Source organism: Streptomyces sp. NPDC002676, assembly GCF_053592455.1.
The window spans coordinates 445,508-461,693 of record NZ_JBSFVT010000005.1 but is presented as its reverse complement, the minus strand read 5'-3'; the positions used below and the strand labels follow the sequence as shown (position 1 = coordinate 461,693).

12 protein-coding genes are annotated in these 16,186 nt (G+C 70.7%); 8 read left to right on the top strand and 4 right to left on the bottom strand.

Going from position 1 to position 16,186, the window contains the following annotated elements; translation table 11 throughout:
- Positions 1-150: 150 nt before the first annotated feature.
- Positions 151-1,674 carry an amino acid permease gene (locus ACWD3E_RS18025; RefSeq protein WP_451388511.1) on the top strand — a complete coding sequence of 508 codons (1,524 nt, stop codon included), beginning with the start codon at positions 151-153 and terminating at the stop codon, positions 1,672-1,674.
- Between the two features lie 82 nt (positions 1,675-1,756).
- Positions 1,757-3,208 (top strand): ArnT family glycosyltransferase, encoded by a 1,452-nt coding sequence (locus ACWD3E_RS18020; protein WP_451388510.1) that lies wholly within the window; start codon positions 1,757-1,759, stop codon positions 3,206-3,208.
- Positions 3,209-3,220: 12 nt separating this feature from the next.
- Here ACWD3E_RS18020 and ACWD3E_RS18015 read toward each other — a convergent pair whose 3' ends face one another.
- Both ACWD3E_RS18015 and ACWD3E_RS18010 read right to left on the bottom strand, forming a co-directional pair.
- Complete coding sequence (locus ACWD3E_RS18015; protein ID WP_451388509.1) at positions 3,221-3,634, bottom strand: NTP pyrophosphohydrolase; 414 nt, start codon at positions 3,632-3,634, stop codon at positions 3,221-3,223.
- Positions 3,635-3,638: 4 nt separating this feature from the next.
- Positions 3,639-4,616 (bottom strand): hypothetical protein, encoded by a 978-nt coding sequence (locus ACWD3E_RS18010; RefSeq protein ID WP_451388508.1) that lies wholly within the window; start codon positions 4,614-4,616, stop codon positions 3,639-3,641.
- A gap of 20 nt (positions 4,617-4,636) precedes the next feature.
- Between ACWD3E_RS18010 and ACWD3E_RS18005 the strand changes: the two genes are divergently transcribed.
- The 6 genes from ACWD3E_RS18005 (at position 4,637) to ACWD3E_RS17980 (ending at position 12,682) form a co-directional block, all read left to right on the top strand.
- Positions 4,637-5,854 carry a CapA family protein gene (locus ACWD3E_RS18005; protein WP_451388507.1) on the top strand — a complete coding sequence of 406 codons (1,218 nt, stop codon included), beginning with the start codon at positions 4,637-4,639 and terminating at the stop codon, positions 5,852-5,854.
- Between the two features lie 273 nt (positions 5,855-6,127).
- The gene (locus tag ACWD3E_RS18000; protein WP_451388506.1) at positions 6,128-8,404 is read left to right on the top strand and encodes a HAMP domain-containing protein; all 2,277 of its coding nucleotides are present in this window, start codon (positions 6,128-6,130) and stop codon (positions 8,402-8,404) included.
- Between the two features lie 6 nt (positions 8,405-8,410).
- Positions 8,411-10,024, top strand: coding sequence for a poly-gamma-glutamate synthase PgsB (pgsB, locus tag ACWD3E_RS17995; RefSeq protein ID WP_451388505.1), 1,614 nt, complete (start codon positions 8,411-8,413; stop codon positions 10,022-10,024).
- Positions 10,021-10,503 carry a poly-gamma-glutamate biosynthesis protein PgsC/CapC gene (locus tag ACWD3E_RS17990; RefSeq protein ID WP_451349043.1) on the top strand — a complete coding sequence of 161 codons (483 nt, stop codon included), beginning with the start codon at positions 10,021-10,023 and terminating at the stop codon, positions 10,501-10,503. The genes pgsB and ACWD3E_RS17990 overlap by 4 nt, the downstream gene beginning before the upstream one ends.
- 37 nt (positions 10,504-10,540) lie before the next feature.
- Complete coding sequence (locus ACWD3E_RS17985) at positions 10,541-11,593, top strand: NlpC/P60 family protein (RefSeq protein WP_451388504.1); 1,053 nt, start codon at positions 10,541-10,543, stop codon at positions 11,591-11,593.
- Between the two features lie 72 nt (positions 11,594-11,665).
- Positions 11,666-12,682: a hypothetical protein gene (locus ACWD3E_RS17980; RefSeq protein WP_451388503.1), complete on the top strand. Its 1,017-nt coding sequence runs from the start codon at positions 11,666-11,668 to the stop codon at positions 12,680-12,682.
- Positions 12,683-12,735: 53 nt separating this feature from the next.
- On the opposite strand, the gene ACWD3E_RS17975 is transcribed toward ACWD3E_RS17980, so the two are convergent.
- Positions 12,736-14,865, bottom strand: coding sequence for a 3-hydroxyacyl-CoA dehydrogenase NAD-binding domain-containing protein (locus tag ACWD3E_RS17975; protein ID WP_451388502.1), 2,130 nt, complete (start codon positions 14,863-14,865; stop codon positions 12,736-12,738).
- Positions 14,862-16,079, bottom strand: a complete 1,218-nt coding sequence (locus tag ACWD3E_RS17970) for a thiolase family protein (RefSeq protein ID WP_263213749.1) — start codon at positions 16,077-16,079, stop codon at positions 14,862-14,864. Before ACWD3E_RS17970 ends, ACWD3E_RS17975 begins: the two co-directional genes overlap by 4 nt.
- Positions 16,080-16,186: the final 107 nt, after the last annotated feature.

The window sequence follows — 16,186 nt, the reverse complement described above, 5'->3', positions numbered from 1 at the left end:
AGAGCCTGTTTCCGGGCCGGTTGCGCCACTCCTTGCGGTGGCGGAACCGGCCCGTCTGCGTGAACCTGCCTGTGCCGGGGCATCCGCGGCCCCAGCCCTCTCGATCATGTCGAGCCGGTCGAGGACGACAAGCGCGTGGGAGGTAGGCCCGTGAGCAGCACCCTCTTCCGTACGAAGAAGGTCGAGCAGTCCATCCTCGATACCGAGGAGCCGGAACACGCGCTCAAGAAGTCCCTGACCGCGCTGGACCTGACCGTCTTCGGTGTCGGTGTCATCATCGGCACCGGCATCTTCGTGCTCACCGGCAAGGTCGCCAAGGAGAACGCGGGCCCCGCGGTCTCGCTGGCCTTCGTCGCGGCCGGCGTCGTCTGCGCCCTCGCGGCGCTGTGCTACGCGGAGTTCGCCTCCACGGTCCCGGTGGCCGGATCCGCGTACACCTTCTCGTACGCCTCCCTCGGCGAGCTGCCCGCCTGGACCATCGGCTGGGACCTGGTCCTGGAGTTCGCGCTCGGCACGGCGGTGGTCGCCGTCGGCTGGTCCGGGTACATGCGGTCGCTGCTGGACAACGCGGGCCTGCACCTGCCCGACTATCTGGGCGGCCGGGACGGGGCCAGCGGCTTCGGCTTCGACATCCTCGCCGCCGCACTGGTCCTGGTGCTCACCGCCATCCTCGTCCTCGGTATGAAGCTGTCCGCGCGGGTCACGGAAGTCGTCGTCGCCGTCAAGGTGACGGTCGTCCTGATCGTGATCATTGCCGGCGCCTTCTTCATCAACAGCGACAACTACAAGCCGTTCATCCCCAAGGCCCAGACGGTGCCGGCCGGGGGCAGCCTCAAAGCGCCTCTCATCCAGCTGATGTTCGGCTGGGCGCCGTCCAACTTCGGTGTGATGGGCATCTTCACCGCCGCCTCCGTGGTCTTCTTCGCCTTCATCGGCTTCGACGTCGTGGCCACCGCCGCCGAGGAGACGAAGAACCCGCAGCGGGACATGCCGCGCGGCATTCTCGGCTCCCTGTTCATCTGCACGGCGCTGTACGTGGCGGTGTCCATCGTCGTCACCGGCATGCAGCACTACAGCAGGCTCTCCGTCGACGCCCCGCTCGCCGACGCCTTCAAGGCCAACGGCCACCCCTGGTACGCGGGCGCGATCAGCTTCGGCGCCGTCGTCGGCCTGACCACGGTCTGCATGATCCTGCTGCTCGGCCAGACCCGGGTCTTCTTCGCGATGAGCCGCGACGGCCTGCTGCCCCGCTTCTTCTCCATCGTCCACCCCCGCTTCCGGACCCCGCACCGGCCGACCATCCTGCTCGGCGTGCTCATCGCCGTCATCTCGGGCTTCACCAGCCTGAGCGAACTCGCCGAACTCGTGAACATCGGCACGCTGTTCGCCTTCGTCGTCGTCGCGGTCGGCGTGGTCATCCTCCGCCGCACCCGCCCGGACCTGCACCGTGCCTTCCGTACTCCGTGGGTGCCGTTCGTCCCGATCCTGTCCGTCGCCGCCACCGTGTGGCTGATGCTCAACCTGCCCGCCGAGACCTGGCTCCGGTTCGCGGTCTGGATGGTCATCGGCTTCTTCGTCTACTTCCTCTACGGCCGCTCGCACAGCCGCCTCGGCCTGCACGAGGAGACCACGGTCAGCGAGGTCATGCGCCCGCCGAACGGAAACGCCGAGTAACACCGGGCAGTCCGGCTCCTCCTTCCTCCGGCCCCGTATGTCCCGCTTCTGCCGGGAATGGGGGCCGGATAGCGTGCTCCCCATGCTCGCCGCCCCGCTCGCCCCCGAACGGACCGTGTGCCGCGCCCGGACGGCGTACTGGACGCGGCTGCTGCCCCCGCTCGCGGCTCTCGCCTGCGTCACGCGGATCCCCTCCTTCGTCCGGCCGCTGTGGAACCCGGACGAGGGCTATCTCGCCGTACAGGCGCGTCTGCTCGCCCACGGCGGGCACCTCTACGAGACGGTCGTGGACCGCAAGCCGCCGCTGCTGCCCTGGCTGTACGAGGCCGCCTTCGCGGTCTGCGGCTCCGGCTCGCTCACCCCGCTCAGGGTGCTCGCCGTCCTCGCCCAGCTGCTCACCGCCGCGGTGCTGGCCTCCCTCGCCCGGCGCCGCTGGGGCGACGGCGCGGGCCGCACCGCCGGAGCGCTGTACCTGCTGGTCTCGGTCGGGCTCAACCCCGAGGACGCCCAGGCCGCCACCTTCGAGGTGTTCATACTGCCCTGCACGGCCGCGGCCGTGTGGTGCGCGGACCGCGGGCGCTGGGGCGCGGCCGGGGCCGCCGTCGCCTGTGCCTTCCTCACCAAGCAGACCGGCGCGGCGGTCCTGCTGCCGGTGGCCTGGCTGCTGCACCGCGCGGGCGCCCCGCGCGCCGGGGTGCTGCGGCTCGCGGCCGGCTGCGCCGTACCGGTGCTGGGCGCGGCCCTGGTCACGGACCCCGCCGGGTTCCTGTTCTGGACGGTCACCGGCTCCGCCGCCTACGTCTCCTTCACCGGCTCCGAACTCCACGTCCTCGTCCGGGGGCTGACCAACACCGCGATCCTCGCCGTGGCCTGCGCGGGCCTGATCCCGCCGGTCGTACGGACGCTGCGGCTGGCCCGCACCGGGGCGGCCGAGCTGTGGCTGTGGCTGGCCGCCTCGGCCGGCGCCGTCCTCGTCGGCTTCCACTTCTTCGGCCACTACTATCTGCAGCTCACCCCGCCGGTCGCCCTGTTGGCGACGGCCGCGCTGCAGGTCCTGCCCCGCGAACGGCTGGTGGCCGCCGTCCTCACCTCGGCCTGCTGCTGCGCCCTGTTCCTCGCCTGGGGCCTGTGCGCCCCGCGTCCCGAACTCGCCCACGCCGAACGGCTCGCGGCGGCCCTCGCACGCCGCACCACACCCGCCGACGAAGTCCTCGTGTGGGGCATGCACCCGGAGACGTACTGGCTGTCCGACCGCACCCCCGCCACCCGCTATCTCACCGCCGGACTGCTCACCAACTACAGCGGCGGGCGCGACGGCCCGCAGGTCGGCGAGAAGTACGCCGTCGCGGGCACCTGGCCGGTGTTCCGGCAGGAGCTGAGCGCGCACAGCCCCGCCCTGGTCGTGGACGACTCCCGGGGCAAGCCGTACGCCCCCGACCGCGTCCCGAGCCTGCGCAGGCTGCTGGCGGCACGGTACGAGGAGGTGGGGGAGGTCGACGGGGCGGTGCTGTACGCCCGGGTGCCGGGGGAGTAGGACCCGCTGCGATCAGGTCAGTACCGCGCGGGGGCCGGTGACGTGGGCGCCCAGTTCGGTGACCCGGCGGCGCAGCTCGCGGTCGGCCGTCACGACCAGGCAGGGGCGGTCGCCGGCCGCCGCCGCGAGCTCCACGATGCGGTCGTCGCCGCTGCCGGGCGCCTCCTCGACGCGCACCCCGGGCACGGAGGGGACGCCCCGGGCCGCGCCCTCGACCACCAGGACCAGCTCCAACGGCCCGGTCAGCCCGGCCGTTCCGGACCGGGAGAACGGCACCAGGCGGTCCCGCAGGCGTTCGGCGGCACCGCGGCGGTCGCGCCACCAGCCGTCGGGCACGGAGCCGACGACGTTCGCGCCGTCCACGACGAGCAGCGGCAGGGGAGCGGCCCCCGGGGCGCCGTCCGGGTTGTCTGTCTCGTCCGCCATGCCCTCAGGGTGTCACAGGAGCGGTGTCCCAGCGGCGGGCGAGCCCGCCGATGACCCTGGCCGCGCGGTCGGCGGTCGGACCGTCGACGCGCACCTCGTTGGCGAACTCGACGTGCAGGAACGGTACGTCCGCGGCGTCGGCGGCCCGGCCCTGCATGTTCTCCTTGCCCTCCAGGGGGCAGGAACGCACCCAGGCCCGGCACACGCGGAAGCCGTGGTCGCGCAGGTCGTCGGCCAGCCTGCGGCCGTCCGCGCGGCCCGCCGATCCGACGCCGGTGGAGGCGACCATGTCGTACTCGGGGGCGGCGGAGAAGGCGAAGCCGTGCAACTGGATCCCGGGCATTCTGCGGCGGATCAGCTCGGCGCAGATGGCGTGGAACACGGTGTCCTGGCGGTGCGCCACGTCCGCGGCGTTCCCGACGCCGGCTTTGCGGTGCGCTCCCGCAATCACCAGGACGCCGCCGGGGGAGTCGCGCAGGACCCGTACGCCCAGCTGCTCGGTGCCCTCGTCGAAGATCGGATGCGGGACCTGGACCGACCAGCGCGGACGGTGCTCCAGATCCATGTAGACCCGGCCCCAGCCGCGCGGCGACACGGCGTCGTCGGTGCGGTCGGCCACCTCGGTGTAGCGGTGCCCGGAGACGCGGTCGACGATGGTGCGCACGGTGAAGTCGCGTTGGGAAAGCAACTGTTCCGCTTGTTTGCGGCGGCCGTCGACGAGCAGCCCGATCCCCTCGGCGACGGCCGTGCGGTCGGCCTTGCCGGGCGGCCGGTAGCCGTGGTCCGGGCCGAACCGGCTGGTGTAGTCCGCCACCTCGCGGGCCAGGTCGACCTGCGCGGCGCCCTGGCCTCCTCGGTGGTCCGCGTCGTCCGCTCCGGTGTTCCGGGCAGCGCGCAGCAGCGCGGTCAGTCCTGCGGCGAGGCCCGCGATGACCAGCAGAATTGTCGCGATCGTTATGATGCGTGAGCGAGTGGCTCTCATGGCTGTATCAAGATATCCCGGTGACCAGACGTAGCCGCACTGTGCTGACCCTGCTGCCTCCGCTCTCCCTCGTCGCCGCCGTCGCCGGCTGCGGCCTTCTTCCCGGCGACGGAGGTGACCAGGGCGGCGGGCGTACCTTCACCGTCGCGGCGGCCGGAGACATCCTGATGCATCCCGAGCTCGTCGACCAGGCCCGCAAGGACGCCAAGCGCACCGGCCAGGGCGTGGACGGGCTGGACTTCGGGCCGATGATGGCCGGCATCAAGCCCGTCATCAGCAAGGCCGACCTGGCGATCTGTCACCAGGAGCCCGTGATGGGCGCCCCCAACGGCCCGTTCGAGGGCTTCCCGAACTTCGCGGTGCCGCCGCAGACCGCGAAGACCATCAAGGACCTCGGCTACGACACCTGCTCCACCGCCTCCAACCACAGCCTCGACCACGGCTACGAGGGCGTGAAGCGCACCACGGATGCGCTGGACGCCGCCGGGGTGAAGCACACCGGCTCCTTCCGCACCCAGAAGGAGGCGCTCACCCCGCTGATCATGAACGTCAAGGGCGTCAAGGTCGCGCAGATATCCTTCGCGTTCGGCTTCAACGAGCCGCACACGCCGCCGAAGGACAAGCCGTGGCTCGCCAACCAGCAGAGCCTCAGCGCGATCCAGGCCGCCGAGAAGCGGGCCCGCAACGCGGGTGCCGAGGTGGTCATCCTCTCCCTGCACTGGGGCAAGGAGCACCAGCCGAACCCCACCGTCGCGCAGCTCTCCTTCGCCCGGCAGCTCGCCGAGCACACCGGCATCAACCTGGTCATCGGCCACCACGCGCACGTCGTGCAGCCGATGGAGAAGGTCGAAGGCCGCCTCTGGGTCGCCTACGGCATGGGCAACCAGATCGCCCGGCACGAGGTGCCGACGGGGCTGACCGAGGAGGGCGTGATCGGTTGGTTCACGTTCACCGAGCACGGCAAGGGCAACTGGGACGTCCAGCCGCGCTTCGAGCCGACCATGCTGCAGATCCCGCCGGACGCCGTGAACGCCGTGGACGGCAACAAGGCCTCGTACACCGACGACGACGCACGGGACTACCGTCTGCTGGACGTGCCGGCCGCGCTCCGCGACGACCACCACCTCACGGACCGTCAACGTGCACGGCTGCGGCTCGCGTTCGAGCGCACCGAGGGCACGCTGCTCAACCGCGGCGCAGCCAAGGACGGCCTGAAGCCGCTGACCCCGCTGCCCTGATGACGTGCGCATTTTGCCCTACCCTGAACATCTAAACGCGAATGTTGTGCAGATCACACAGGCAGGTAAGCAACTTTATGAGGCGCTTACCTGTCTGAGTGCTGCGAGTGCACCTGCGCCACAGGTGCACGCAGAGCGCGTGTATTTCTGAAACATCTGAAGACCGTCCCCGTGTACCCCTGTGTGGACTTGACCGGCCGCACACCCTGAGAGGACCCTCCCTTGGCGTCACCGCCCCCGGCGCGGCAGCACCGAGCCCGCCGACGAGCCGACATGTCGCTGATCGGAGGCATCCGCCCGCCGATCGCGGTGCTGTCGGTGCTTCTGCTGTCGCTCGCCGGTATCACGGCACTCGTGCTGGGCCGCGTCGACAACGCCGGTGTGCCGAAGGCGGTGCTGACCTCCCAGCAGCACTTCGCCGAGGACGGCGCCATCGCGCTGCGTGCCTCCATAGACGAGTCCGTCACCGACCTCACGCGCTCCGCCGCGCTGTTCAGCGCCGGCCAGCCGGTCACCGGTGACGAGGTCCTCGACAAGCTCGGCAGCAGCTACCAGAAGTGGATGGGCACCGCGGTCGTCGAGATCCGCACCGGCAAGCTGGTCGCGGCCCGCGGCGAGACCGTGCCGCTCACCCAGGTGGACACCGGCTCCGTCGGCGACGAGGGCGGGCTCACGCCGCGCCTGGTCAGGCTTAAGAACGGCGAGACCCGGCTGCTGTCCTTCGCGCTGCTGACCTGGCCGGGCAAGCCGCAGCTGCTGCTGGTCGCCTCCAACACCCTGAAGGCCCCCGGCATCAGCCTCGGCCAGTTCCGCTCCATCGCCGTGGTCCACCCCGACGGCACGATCCTCAGCAGCGACGGCATCATCGAGCCCGAGCAGGCGCGCACCAGCACCGACCGCGCCGACGCCAAGGCCTCCCGCAAGCAGCTGAAGGCCTTCGCCGAGATCGCGGCCCGCAAGGCCAAGCAGGATCCGCGCACCAGCAAGGAACTCGGCAATCTGGGCGGCTACCAGGGCGTCAGCGGCAGCCTGCTCGGCGGGCACGTGCTCAGTGACCGCTCCGTCGCCGGATACGCCACGCTCGCCGCCCCGGACCCCGGCGAGACCACCACCGCCTCCGGGCTCGGCCTGTCCGTCGTGGCCATGGTCAAGGTGGCCGAGGACCCCGATCATCCCAGCTCCCCGGCGTTCGGCCTGTTCGCCGCCGCCGCACTCCTCATCGTCGGCGGCATCGCCGTGGCCGTGCTGCTGGGCACCGTGCAGCGCCCGCTGATCCGGCTGTTCCTGGAGTCCCGCCGACTCACCCGGGGCGACCTCCACCGGCCCGTCACCGTCCCCGGCTACGGCGAGGCGCACCGCATCGGCCACTCCCTGGAACAGCTGCGGCGACAGCTGCTCGGCGAGACCCCCGAGCAGACGGGCCCCGCGGCGCGTCCGGGCGGGCTGCGCCGGGTGGGCACCCGGGCCCTGCTGGTCGCCTGCGCCGTCCTGCTGCTGGCCTGGTCCGCGCCGCTGATGCTGCTGGTCAACCGCGCCGACGGCACGGCCGTCGTCCCGCAGCAGCTCGTCAGCGACCAGCGTGAACGCACCGACACGATCAGCGACCGGGTGCGCCGCGGGCTCAACGAGGGCAGCGTCGACCTGCAGTCGGTGGCGTCCCTGATCGGCGACAAGTCCGATGACGACGCCATGAACGAGGTGCTGAAGCGCACCCTCGACGAGAACCACCGCTACCGCTCGCTCTACGTCGTCGACTCCTCCGGCGAGATCCAGACCCGGGTGGGCAAGGATCCCAATGTGATCAAGTCCCACCGTGTCTCGAGCGATCCGATCCGGCTGCTCGGCCGCGGCGGCAAGGAGCCCGTCGTCATCGGCAACGCCGAGATCCCCGGCCGCAGCGGTGCCCAGCTCGTCGCCGAGTTCCGCGTCGAGTTCTTCAACGCGCTGCTGACCCGGCCCGGCATGGGCGTGGTCCGCCTCGTCGACAAGCAGGGCGGGATCATCGCCGGCAACACCGGCTTCCTCGCCTTCCACTCGCTGCCCGACAGCCACCTGAAGGACCTGGCCTCGGCGAGCTCCCAGAAGCTCGGCAAGCGGGCGCGCTCCAACGGCGTGCTCTACCGCGACGGCGGGGTGCGCATCGCCGCCGCCGCCCCGTTCAACGGCAAGGGCGCCGCCGAGTCCCTCGGCTGGACCGTGGTCAGCTGGCAGCCCGCCAACCGGCTCGCCATCCCCGAGTACGACGCCCAGAACCGCACCGTGCTCGCCGGTCTGCTCGGCGCCGCCGCGGCCGTCGCCTGCCTGGGCTGGCTGTACATCGTGGTGGGCCGGCCGCTGCGCTCGCTGGCCGACCACGCCGAGGCACTGGCCGGCGGCGACCGCAAGACCGTGCTGTTCCCGCAGCACCACGACGAGGTCGGCGCGGTCACGCGCTCCCTGGAACTCATCCGCCAGCAACTGCAGGACCAGCGCCGGCAGCAGCCGCGCCGCACCCCGCCCCAGGCGTCCGCCCCGCAGCAGTACTCGCCCGAGCAGTACACAAGGAACTGATCACCCGTGCTCTTCCTCTACACCGTGCTGCTGGTGTGCTGCGCGATCCTGCTTGGCGCAGGCATCGTGGAGCAGCGGCGGCACTTCGACAACCTCGACCACATACCCACCCGGGTCCTGGTCAACGGCATCCGCGGCAAGTCGTCCATCACCCGGCTGTGCGCGGGCGCCCTGCGCGGCGGTGACCTGGTCACCGTCGCCAAGACCACCGGCACCGCGGCCCGGTTCATCCACCCGGACGCCACCGAGGAACCGGTCTACCGCAAGTTCGGCATCGCCAACGTGGTCGAGCAGATCGGCATCGTGCGGCGCGCCGCCGCCTACAAGCCGGACGCGCTCGTCATCGAGTGCATGGCGGTCATGCCGGCCCTGCAGGAGATCAACCAGTCCAAGCTGATCCGCTCCACGATCGGCGTGCTGTGCAACGTCCGTGAGGACCACCTCGCCGAGATGGGCCCCACCCTGGACGACGTGGCCCGCTCGCTGTGCCGCTCGATGCCGGAGGACGGCATCTGCGTCACCGCCGAGAAGGACCGCTTCCACATCCTCCAGGAGGAGGCGGACGCCCGGAACTGCCGGCTCATCTACGCCGACCCGGAGACGGTCAGCGACGAGGAGCTGCGCGGCTTCAGCTGGTTCACCTTCAAGGAGAACGTGGCCATCGCGCTGGCCGTCGCCGAACTCCTCGGCGTCGACCGGGAGACGGCCCTGCAGGGCATGTACGACGCCCCGCCGGACCCCGGTGTCCTCTCCGTCGAGCGCTACCAGACGCCCGAGGGCAAGAAGCTGCGCTTCGCCAACGTGTTCGCGGCCAACGACCCCGAGTCGACGCTGATGAACATCAACCAGCTGCTCGACCTCGGCGCCATCCACCGCCCGCTCAACGTGGTCATCAACTGCCGCCCCGACCGTGTCGAACGCAACGGGCAGATGGGCGAGATCATCCCCGACCTCGACCCCGAGCGCGTCTTCGTCATCGGCCACCCGGCCAAGTCCGCCATCGACGCCATCCCCGCCGAGTTCCGCTCGCGCGCCGTCGACCTCGGCGGCGACAAGCGCGACCCCGAGGAGTTCATGCACAAGATGCTGGACATGCTCGGCGCGGACTCCTCGATGGTCGCGATCGGCAACATCCACGGCCAGGGCGAGATCCTGCTGGAGCACCTCGCCGAACTCCCGCCGGACGAGAGCGCCGACGAGCCCGTCGCCACGGCCCCGGCCGGCCGTGCGGACACGGCACCCGCCGTCGTCGAGCACGTCGAGACCGTGCAGCTGTACGCGCCGCGCATCGACCCCTACCAGGGCTACTCGGAGGCGTACGAGTCGCGCTACAGCCAGCAGCCGTACGTGCAGCCGTCATACGTCCAGCAGCAGCCGTACGTCCCGCAGATCCCGGTGCAGCGCGACGCCGCCCACCCGTACCCGAACGACGACTGGCCGCAGCAGCAGCCGGACGACGACTGGCCGCAGCAGCAGCACCAGTACCAGCACCAGGACGACTGGCCGCAGCACCACCAGGGCGAACCGCCCGCTCAGCGCGGGCTGTTCGAGCCCCGCGTCCAACCCCAGCCTTCCGCCGACGACAGCCAGCAGTGGCACAGCCCAGGAGAACAGCGTTGATCCCCTCCGTCCTCACCCCCGAGATCGCCGCGATCGGCATCGGCCTGGGCCTGATGTTCTCGTTGATGTGCTACCTGACGACCAACCTGTCGCCGGGCGGCATGATCACGCCGGGCTGGCTCGCGCTCACCCTCATCGAGGACCTCCAGCGGGCCGCCCTGGTGGTCGGCGTGACCGTGCTGACGTACCTCGCCACCCTGCTCATGCAGAAGTTCGTGATCCTGTACGGCAAGCGGCTGTTCGCGGCCGTCGTGCTCAGCGGCGTGCTCATCCAGGCCGCCGTGATCATCGTGCTGCAGATGGAGTTCCCGCTGCTGTACGCCAACCAGACGCTCGGTTTCATCGTCCCCGGCCTGATCGGCTACCAGCTGGTCCGCCAGCCCAAGGGCGCCACTCTGCTGTCCGTCGGATCGGTGACGCTGGCCACCTACGTGGTCCTGACCGCCGGCATCCTGCTGGGCGCCCTGCCCTCCGCCTGAGCCCGTCTCTTCCCGACGCATTCCTGGAGCCCTCACCATGCCGAAGCGCAAAGCCCGTCCCGCGGTCCAAGTGGCGACGGTCGTGGCGCTGCTCGCGGGCAGCGCGTTCTTCACCTACGAACTGCGGGACGATCCGGCGAAGACCCCGGCCGGCCAGTCGGTCACCGATCACCCCCTGCAGAACGCGGGCAAGGCGACCGGCAAGCAGACCTGGGAGCGGCTGAACGATCCGGCGCGTTCGATGCTGCGCGACGGCAAGGGCGCGGTCATCGCCACCTTCACGGACGGCGCCCGCAGCGCCGTCCTGAAGGGCCCGTCCCGTACCTTCAGCGAGCCCGCCAACACCAGCACGAAGGTGATCTCGGACGACTGGGTCCGCCTCATGCCGGAGCCCTGGACCAAGGGTGCCGAGAACCAGCAGTGGTTCAAGGACTGGTTCAAGCAGTACTACGGCAGCCAGGAGGACGACATCTTCGCGATCGCCTTCCAGTACGTGCAGGGCGCCCCGGTCAAGAAGGACTCCACGGGTGTGCCGTACGCGGGCGACGCGGTGTTCGGCCCGTTCAAGCCGGACGGCGTGGACCGCCTGGAGCAGAACGACTTCTACGACTACCTCGGCATCCCGTACACCTTCCGCAACGGTGTCACGATGTACCCGCGCAAGGACCGCTACCGCGCGCTGGACTGCTCCGGGTTCCTGCGGATGGTGTGGGGTTACCGCTCCCGCTACCCGCTGATGGCCACCAACGACTCCGGCGACGGCCTGCCGCGCACCGCCAACGGCATGGCCCGTTCCAAGGTCGGTGTCGACATCATCAAGCTCCAGGGCCCCTCCCCCTGGTACACCCGCCCGAAGAACACCGACATGCTGCAACCCGGCGACCTGCTGTTCTTCAAGATGGACCACCGCACCGGCGACCACCTCGACCACTCCGCCATCTACCTGGGCCCGGACACCGAGGGCCACAAGGTCTTCATCTCCAGCCGCAAGGAGCAGAACGGCCCCACGATCGGCGACAACGGCGGGGTCTCCCGCATCGACGGCGACGGCTTCTACGCCGAACTGTTCCGCAGCGCCAAGCGGCTGTGACCGGCTGGAACCTGGGTGGAGGGGCCGGGGGCCGGGCCATGGCGGGCACCGGGCGCAGCATAGAGTGAACCGGTGAACGGCAACTGGCTCCTGCGCGGCCGAGACGGCCGGCTCAGTGTCTACCAGCTGTCCGGTGACGCCGTCCGGTGCCGGGCGGAGTGTGCCCCCGGCGGCGCCTGGACCGACCCCCGAACGGTGGGCGGCGCCCAGAAGCTGCACCCCGTGCTCGCGGTCGGCCAGGGCGCGGACGGCTACGCCCACCTGGTCTCCTGGCGGCCCACCGGCAAGGGCGAGTCGGGGCTGGTGCACTCCACGCACTTCCGGCCCCGCCTCGCGGCCCTGGACTGGTCCTCGATCGGCCACCCGGACAAGAAGGGCGACCGCACGGGCACGCCCGCCGTGGCCGTCGACGCCCAGGGCCGCGCCCATGTCTTCGTCCGCAACAAGGGCGGCGGGGTGAGCCTGCTCGCCCAGAAGGAGAAGGGCGGCTGGGAGCCCTGGCGGGACCTGTTGGGCCAGGAGGTCCAGGACGGCCTGGCCGCGGTGACGGGGGAGTCCGGCACGGTCGGCCTGTACGCGGCCACCCCGGCCGGCCTCGTGTACTGGCACCAGGAGGAGCCCGGAGGCCGGCCGGTCCTCCAGGAGGCCCTGGAGACCCAGGTCCGCCCCGGCACCCTGCACGCCCTGGCGACCTCCCCCGAGCGCACGACGGTCTTCTACACCGACACCGGGGGCAACCTGTGCACCTGGCGCCCCGGTACCGCCCCGGCCACCCTCCTCGCCTCGGCGGGCTCCGGCCCGGTCGCCGCGGTCCGATGCGAACTGGACGGCCACGACTGCACGCTGCTGGCCCAGCGCGGCCGAGACGGCCGGGTGGCCTTCGCCGCGTACCCCACGGAACAGGAGCAGGCGGGCGCCTGGTGGACCGCATCGGGCCCCCAACTCCCGGTGGACGCAAGGGTGTCCCTGGCCACGGACGAGGACGAGCGCGTGGTGGCGGCGACGCTGTCCCCGTCGACGGGACAGCTGCTGCTGACCCGGCGGAAGGACGAACCGGGGCTGGCACTGGAGGCCTGGCGTCCCGTCTGAGCACGCGGAAGGGCCCCCGCCGAAGCGGGGGCCCTTCGTGCTGTCACCGGGTGTTACGCGGGAACGCTGGCCACGCCCTGGGCCAGGAACTTCTTGCCGTTCACGCGCTCCGAGACGCCCTCGCGGTCCAGGTACGGCGTGATGCCGCCCAGGTGGAAGGGCCAGCCGGCGCCCGTGATCAGGCAGAGGTCGATGTCCTGGGCCTCGGCGACGACGCCCTCGTCGAGCATCAGGCCGATCTCCTGGGCCACCGCGTCCAGGACGCGGGCACGGACCTGCTCCTCGGTGAGGACGGTGTCGCCCTGCTTCAGCAGCGCGGCGACCTCCGGGTCCAGCTCCGGCTTGCCGCTGTCGTAGACGTAGAAGCCGCGCTTGCCCGCCTCCACGACCGCCTTGAGGTTCGGGGAGACCTTGAAGCGGTCCGGGAAGGCCCGGTTGAGGGTCTCCGAGACGTGCAGGCCGATCGCGGGACCGACCAGCTCCAGCAGGACGAGCGGGGACATCGGCAGGCCGAGCGGCTCGATCGACTTCTCGGCGACCTCGACCGGGGTGCCCTCGTCGATGACGTTCTGGATCTCGCCCATGAAGCGGGTCAGGATGCGGTTCACGACGAACGCCGGGGCGTCCTTGGTGAGGACCGCGGTCTTCTTCAGCTTCTTGGCGACGGCGAACGCCGTGGCCAGCGAGGCGTCGTCCGTCTTCTCGCCACGGACGATCTCCAGCAGCGGGAGGATCGCGACCGGGTTGAAGAAGTGGAAGCCGACGACCCGCTCGGGGTGCTTCAGCTTCGACGCCATCTCCGTCACCGACAGGGAGGACGTGTTCGTCGCCAGGATCGCGTGCGCCGGGGCGACCGCCTCGACCTCCGCGAACACCTGCTGCTTGACGCCGATCTCCTCGAAGACGGCCTCGATGATGAAGTCCGCGTCCGCGAAGCCCTCGGCCTTGTCCAGGACACCCGTCACCAGCGCCTTGAGGCGGTTGGCCTTGTCCTGGTTGATCCGGCCCTTGCCGAGCAGCTTGTCGATCTCGGCGTGGACGTAGCCCACACCCTTGTCGACGCGCTCCTGGTCGATGTCCGTGAGGACGACCGGGACCTCCAGGCGGCGCAGGAAGAGCAGCGCCAGCTGCGAGGCCATCAGGCCCGCGCCGACCACGCCGACCTTGGTGACCGGGCGCGCCAGGTTCTTGTCCGGCGCACCGGCCGGGCGCTTGCCGCGCTTCTGCACCAGGTTGAAGGCGTAGATGCCGGAGCGCAGTTCGCCGCCCATGATGAGGTCGGCGAGGGCCTGGTCCTCGGCGTCGTAACCCTGCTGGAGGTCGCCGTTCTTGGCGGCGGCGATGATGTCGAGGGCGCGGTAGGCGGCCGGGGCCGCACCGTGCACCTTGGAGTCGGCGATGAACCGGCCCTTGGCGACGGCCTGGTCCCAGGCCTCACCACGGTCGATCACCGGACGCTCGACCTCGATGTCGCCCTTGAGGACGTTCGCCGTCCAGATCAGCGACTGCTCCAGGAAGTCGGCACCCTCGAACAGCGCGTCGGCGATGCCGAGTTCGAAGACCTGCTTGCCCTTGAGCTGCTTGTTCTGGTTCAGGCTGTTCTCGATGATCACCGAGACGGCCTTGTCCGCGCCGATCAGGTTCGGCAGGATCGTGCAGCCGCCCCAGCCCGGGACCAGGCCCAGGAAGACCTCGGGGAGCGAGAAGGCGGGCAGCGCCTTCGACACCGTGCGGTAGGTGCAGTGCAGGCCGACCTCGACACCGCCGCCCATGGCCGCGCCGTTGTAGTAGGCGAAGGTCGGGACGGCGAGGCCCGCGAGGCGCTTGAAGACCTCGTGGCCGCCCTTGCCGATGGCGAGCGCGTCCTCGTGCTTCTTCAGCAGCTCGACGCCCTTGAGGTCGGCGCCGACCGCGAAGATGAACGGCTTGCCCGTGATGCCGGCGCCGACGATCGCGCCCTCGGCCGCCTCCTTCTCCACCTGGTCGATCGCGGTGTTGAGGTTCGCGAGCGAGGCGGGGCCGAAGGTGGTCGGCTTGGTGTGGTCGAAGCCGTTGTCCAGCGTGATGAGCGCGAAGCGCCCGGCGCCGAACGGCAGGTCGAGGTGGCGTACGTGCGCGGACGTCACGACCTCGTCGGGGAACAGCTCGGCCGCACCCTTCAGAAGCTCAGCGGTGGTGCTCACTTGTCCCCCTCGAAGTGCGGGTTCTCCCAGATGACCGTCGCGCCCATGCCGAAGCCGACGCACATGGTGTTCAGGCCGTAGCGGACGTGCGGCTGCTCCTCGAACTGGCGGGCCAGCTGCGTCATCAGACGGACACCGGAGGAGGCCAGCGGGTGGCCGTAGGCGATGGCGCCGCCGTACTGGTTGACGCGCGCGTCGTCGTCGGCGATGCCGTAGTGCTCCAGGAAGGCCAGGACCTGGACGGCGAAGGCCTCGTTGATCTCGAAGAGACCGATGTCGGAGATGGACAGGCCCGCCTGGGCGAGCGCCTTCTCCGTGGCCGGGATCGGGCCGTAGCCCATGACCTCCGGCTCGACGCCCGCGAAGGCGTACGAGACGAGGCGCATCTTGACCGGCAGGTTGTTCTCGCGGGCGAAGTCCTCGCTCGCGATGATCGAGGCGGTGGCGCCGTCGTTCAGACCGGCCGCGTTACCGGCGGTGACGCGACCGTGGACGCGGAACGGCGTCTTCAGGCCCTGGAGGTTCTCCAGGGTCGTACCCGGGCGCATGGGCTCGTCGGCGGTGACCAGGCCCCAGCCGGTCTCGCCGGCCTCGGGGTTGGTGCGGCGCACCGAGATCGGCACCAGGTCCTGCTGGATCTTGCCGTCGGCGTACGCCTTGGCGGCCTTCTCCTGCGAGCGCACCGCGTACTCGTCCGCGCGCTGCTTGGTGATCGTCGGGTACCTGTCGTGCAGGTTCTCCGCGGTCATGCCCATGAACAGGGCGGACTCGTCGACCAGCTTCTCGCTGACGAAGCGCGGGTTCGGGTCGACGCCCTCGCCCATCGGGTGGCGGCCCATGTGCTCGACGCCACCGGCGATGACGGCGTCGTAGGCGCCGAAGGCGATCGAACCGGCGGTGGTCGTCACGGCGGTCAGGGCGCCGGCGCACATGCGGTCGATCGAGTAGCCCGGAACGGACTGCGGCAGACCGGCGAGGATGCCGGCCGTGCGGCCGAGGGTCAGGCCCTGGTCACCGATCTGCGTGGTCGCGGCGATGGCGACCTCGTCGATCTTCTTGGGGTCCAGGCCGGGGTTGCGGCGCAGCAGCTCCCGGATCGCCTTCACGACAAGGTCGTCGGCACGGGTCTCGTGGTAGATGCCCTTCGGGCCCGCCTTGCCGAACGGGGTGCGGACGCCGTCGACGAAGACGACGTCCCTGACGGTACGAGGCACGATGGCTCTCCTCCAGGGTGCGGGATGGCACAGCTGCGGCGCGCAAGCGCTGAGCGCGCGCTCAGGGCCCATGCTACTTATGAGTAACGTAGCTGCACAGTCCTGCC

What these genes read in the sequence shown, in the direction of transcription:
- ACWD3E_RS18020 (WP_451388510.1), top strand. Translation starts at nt 1,757, where the DNA reads ATGCTCGCCGCCCCGCTCGCCCCCGAACGGACCGTGTGCCGCGCCCGG.
- ACWD3E_RS17985 (WP_451388504.1), top strand. Translation starts at nt 10,541, where the DNA reads ATGCCGAAGCGCAAAGCCCGTCCCGCGGTCCAAGTGGCGACGGTCGTG.
- ACWD3E_RS18010 (WP_451388508.1), bottom strand. Translation starts at nt 4,616, where the DNA reads ATGAGAGCCACTCGCTCACGCATCATAACGATCGCGACAATTCTGCTG.
- ACWD3E_RS18000 (WP_451388506.1), top strand. Translation starts at nt 6,128, where the DNA reads ATGTCGCTGATCGGAGGCATCCGCCCGCCGATCGCGGTGCTGTCGGTG.
- ACWD3E_RS18015 (WP_451388509.1), bottom strand. Translation starts at nt 3,634, where the DNA reads ATGGCGGACGAGACAGACAACCCGGACGGCGCCCCGGGGGCCGCTCCC.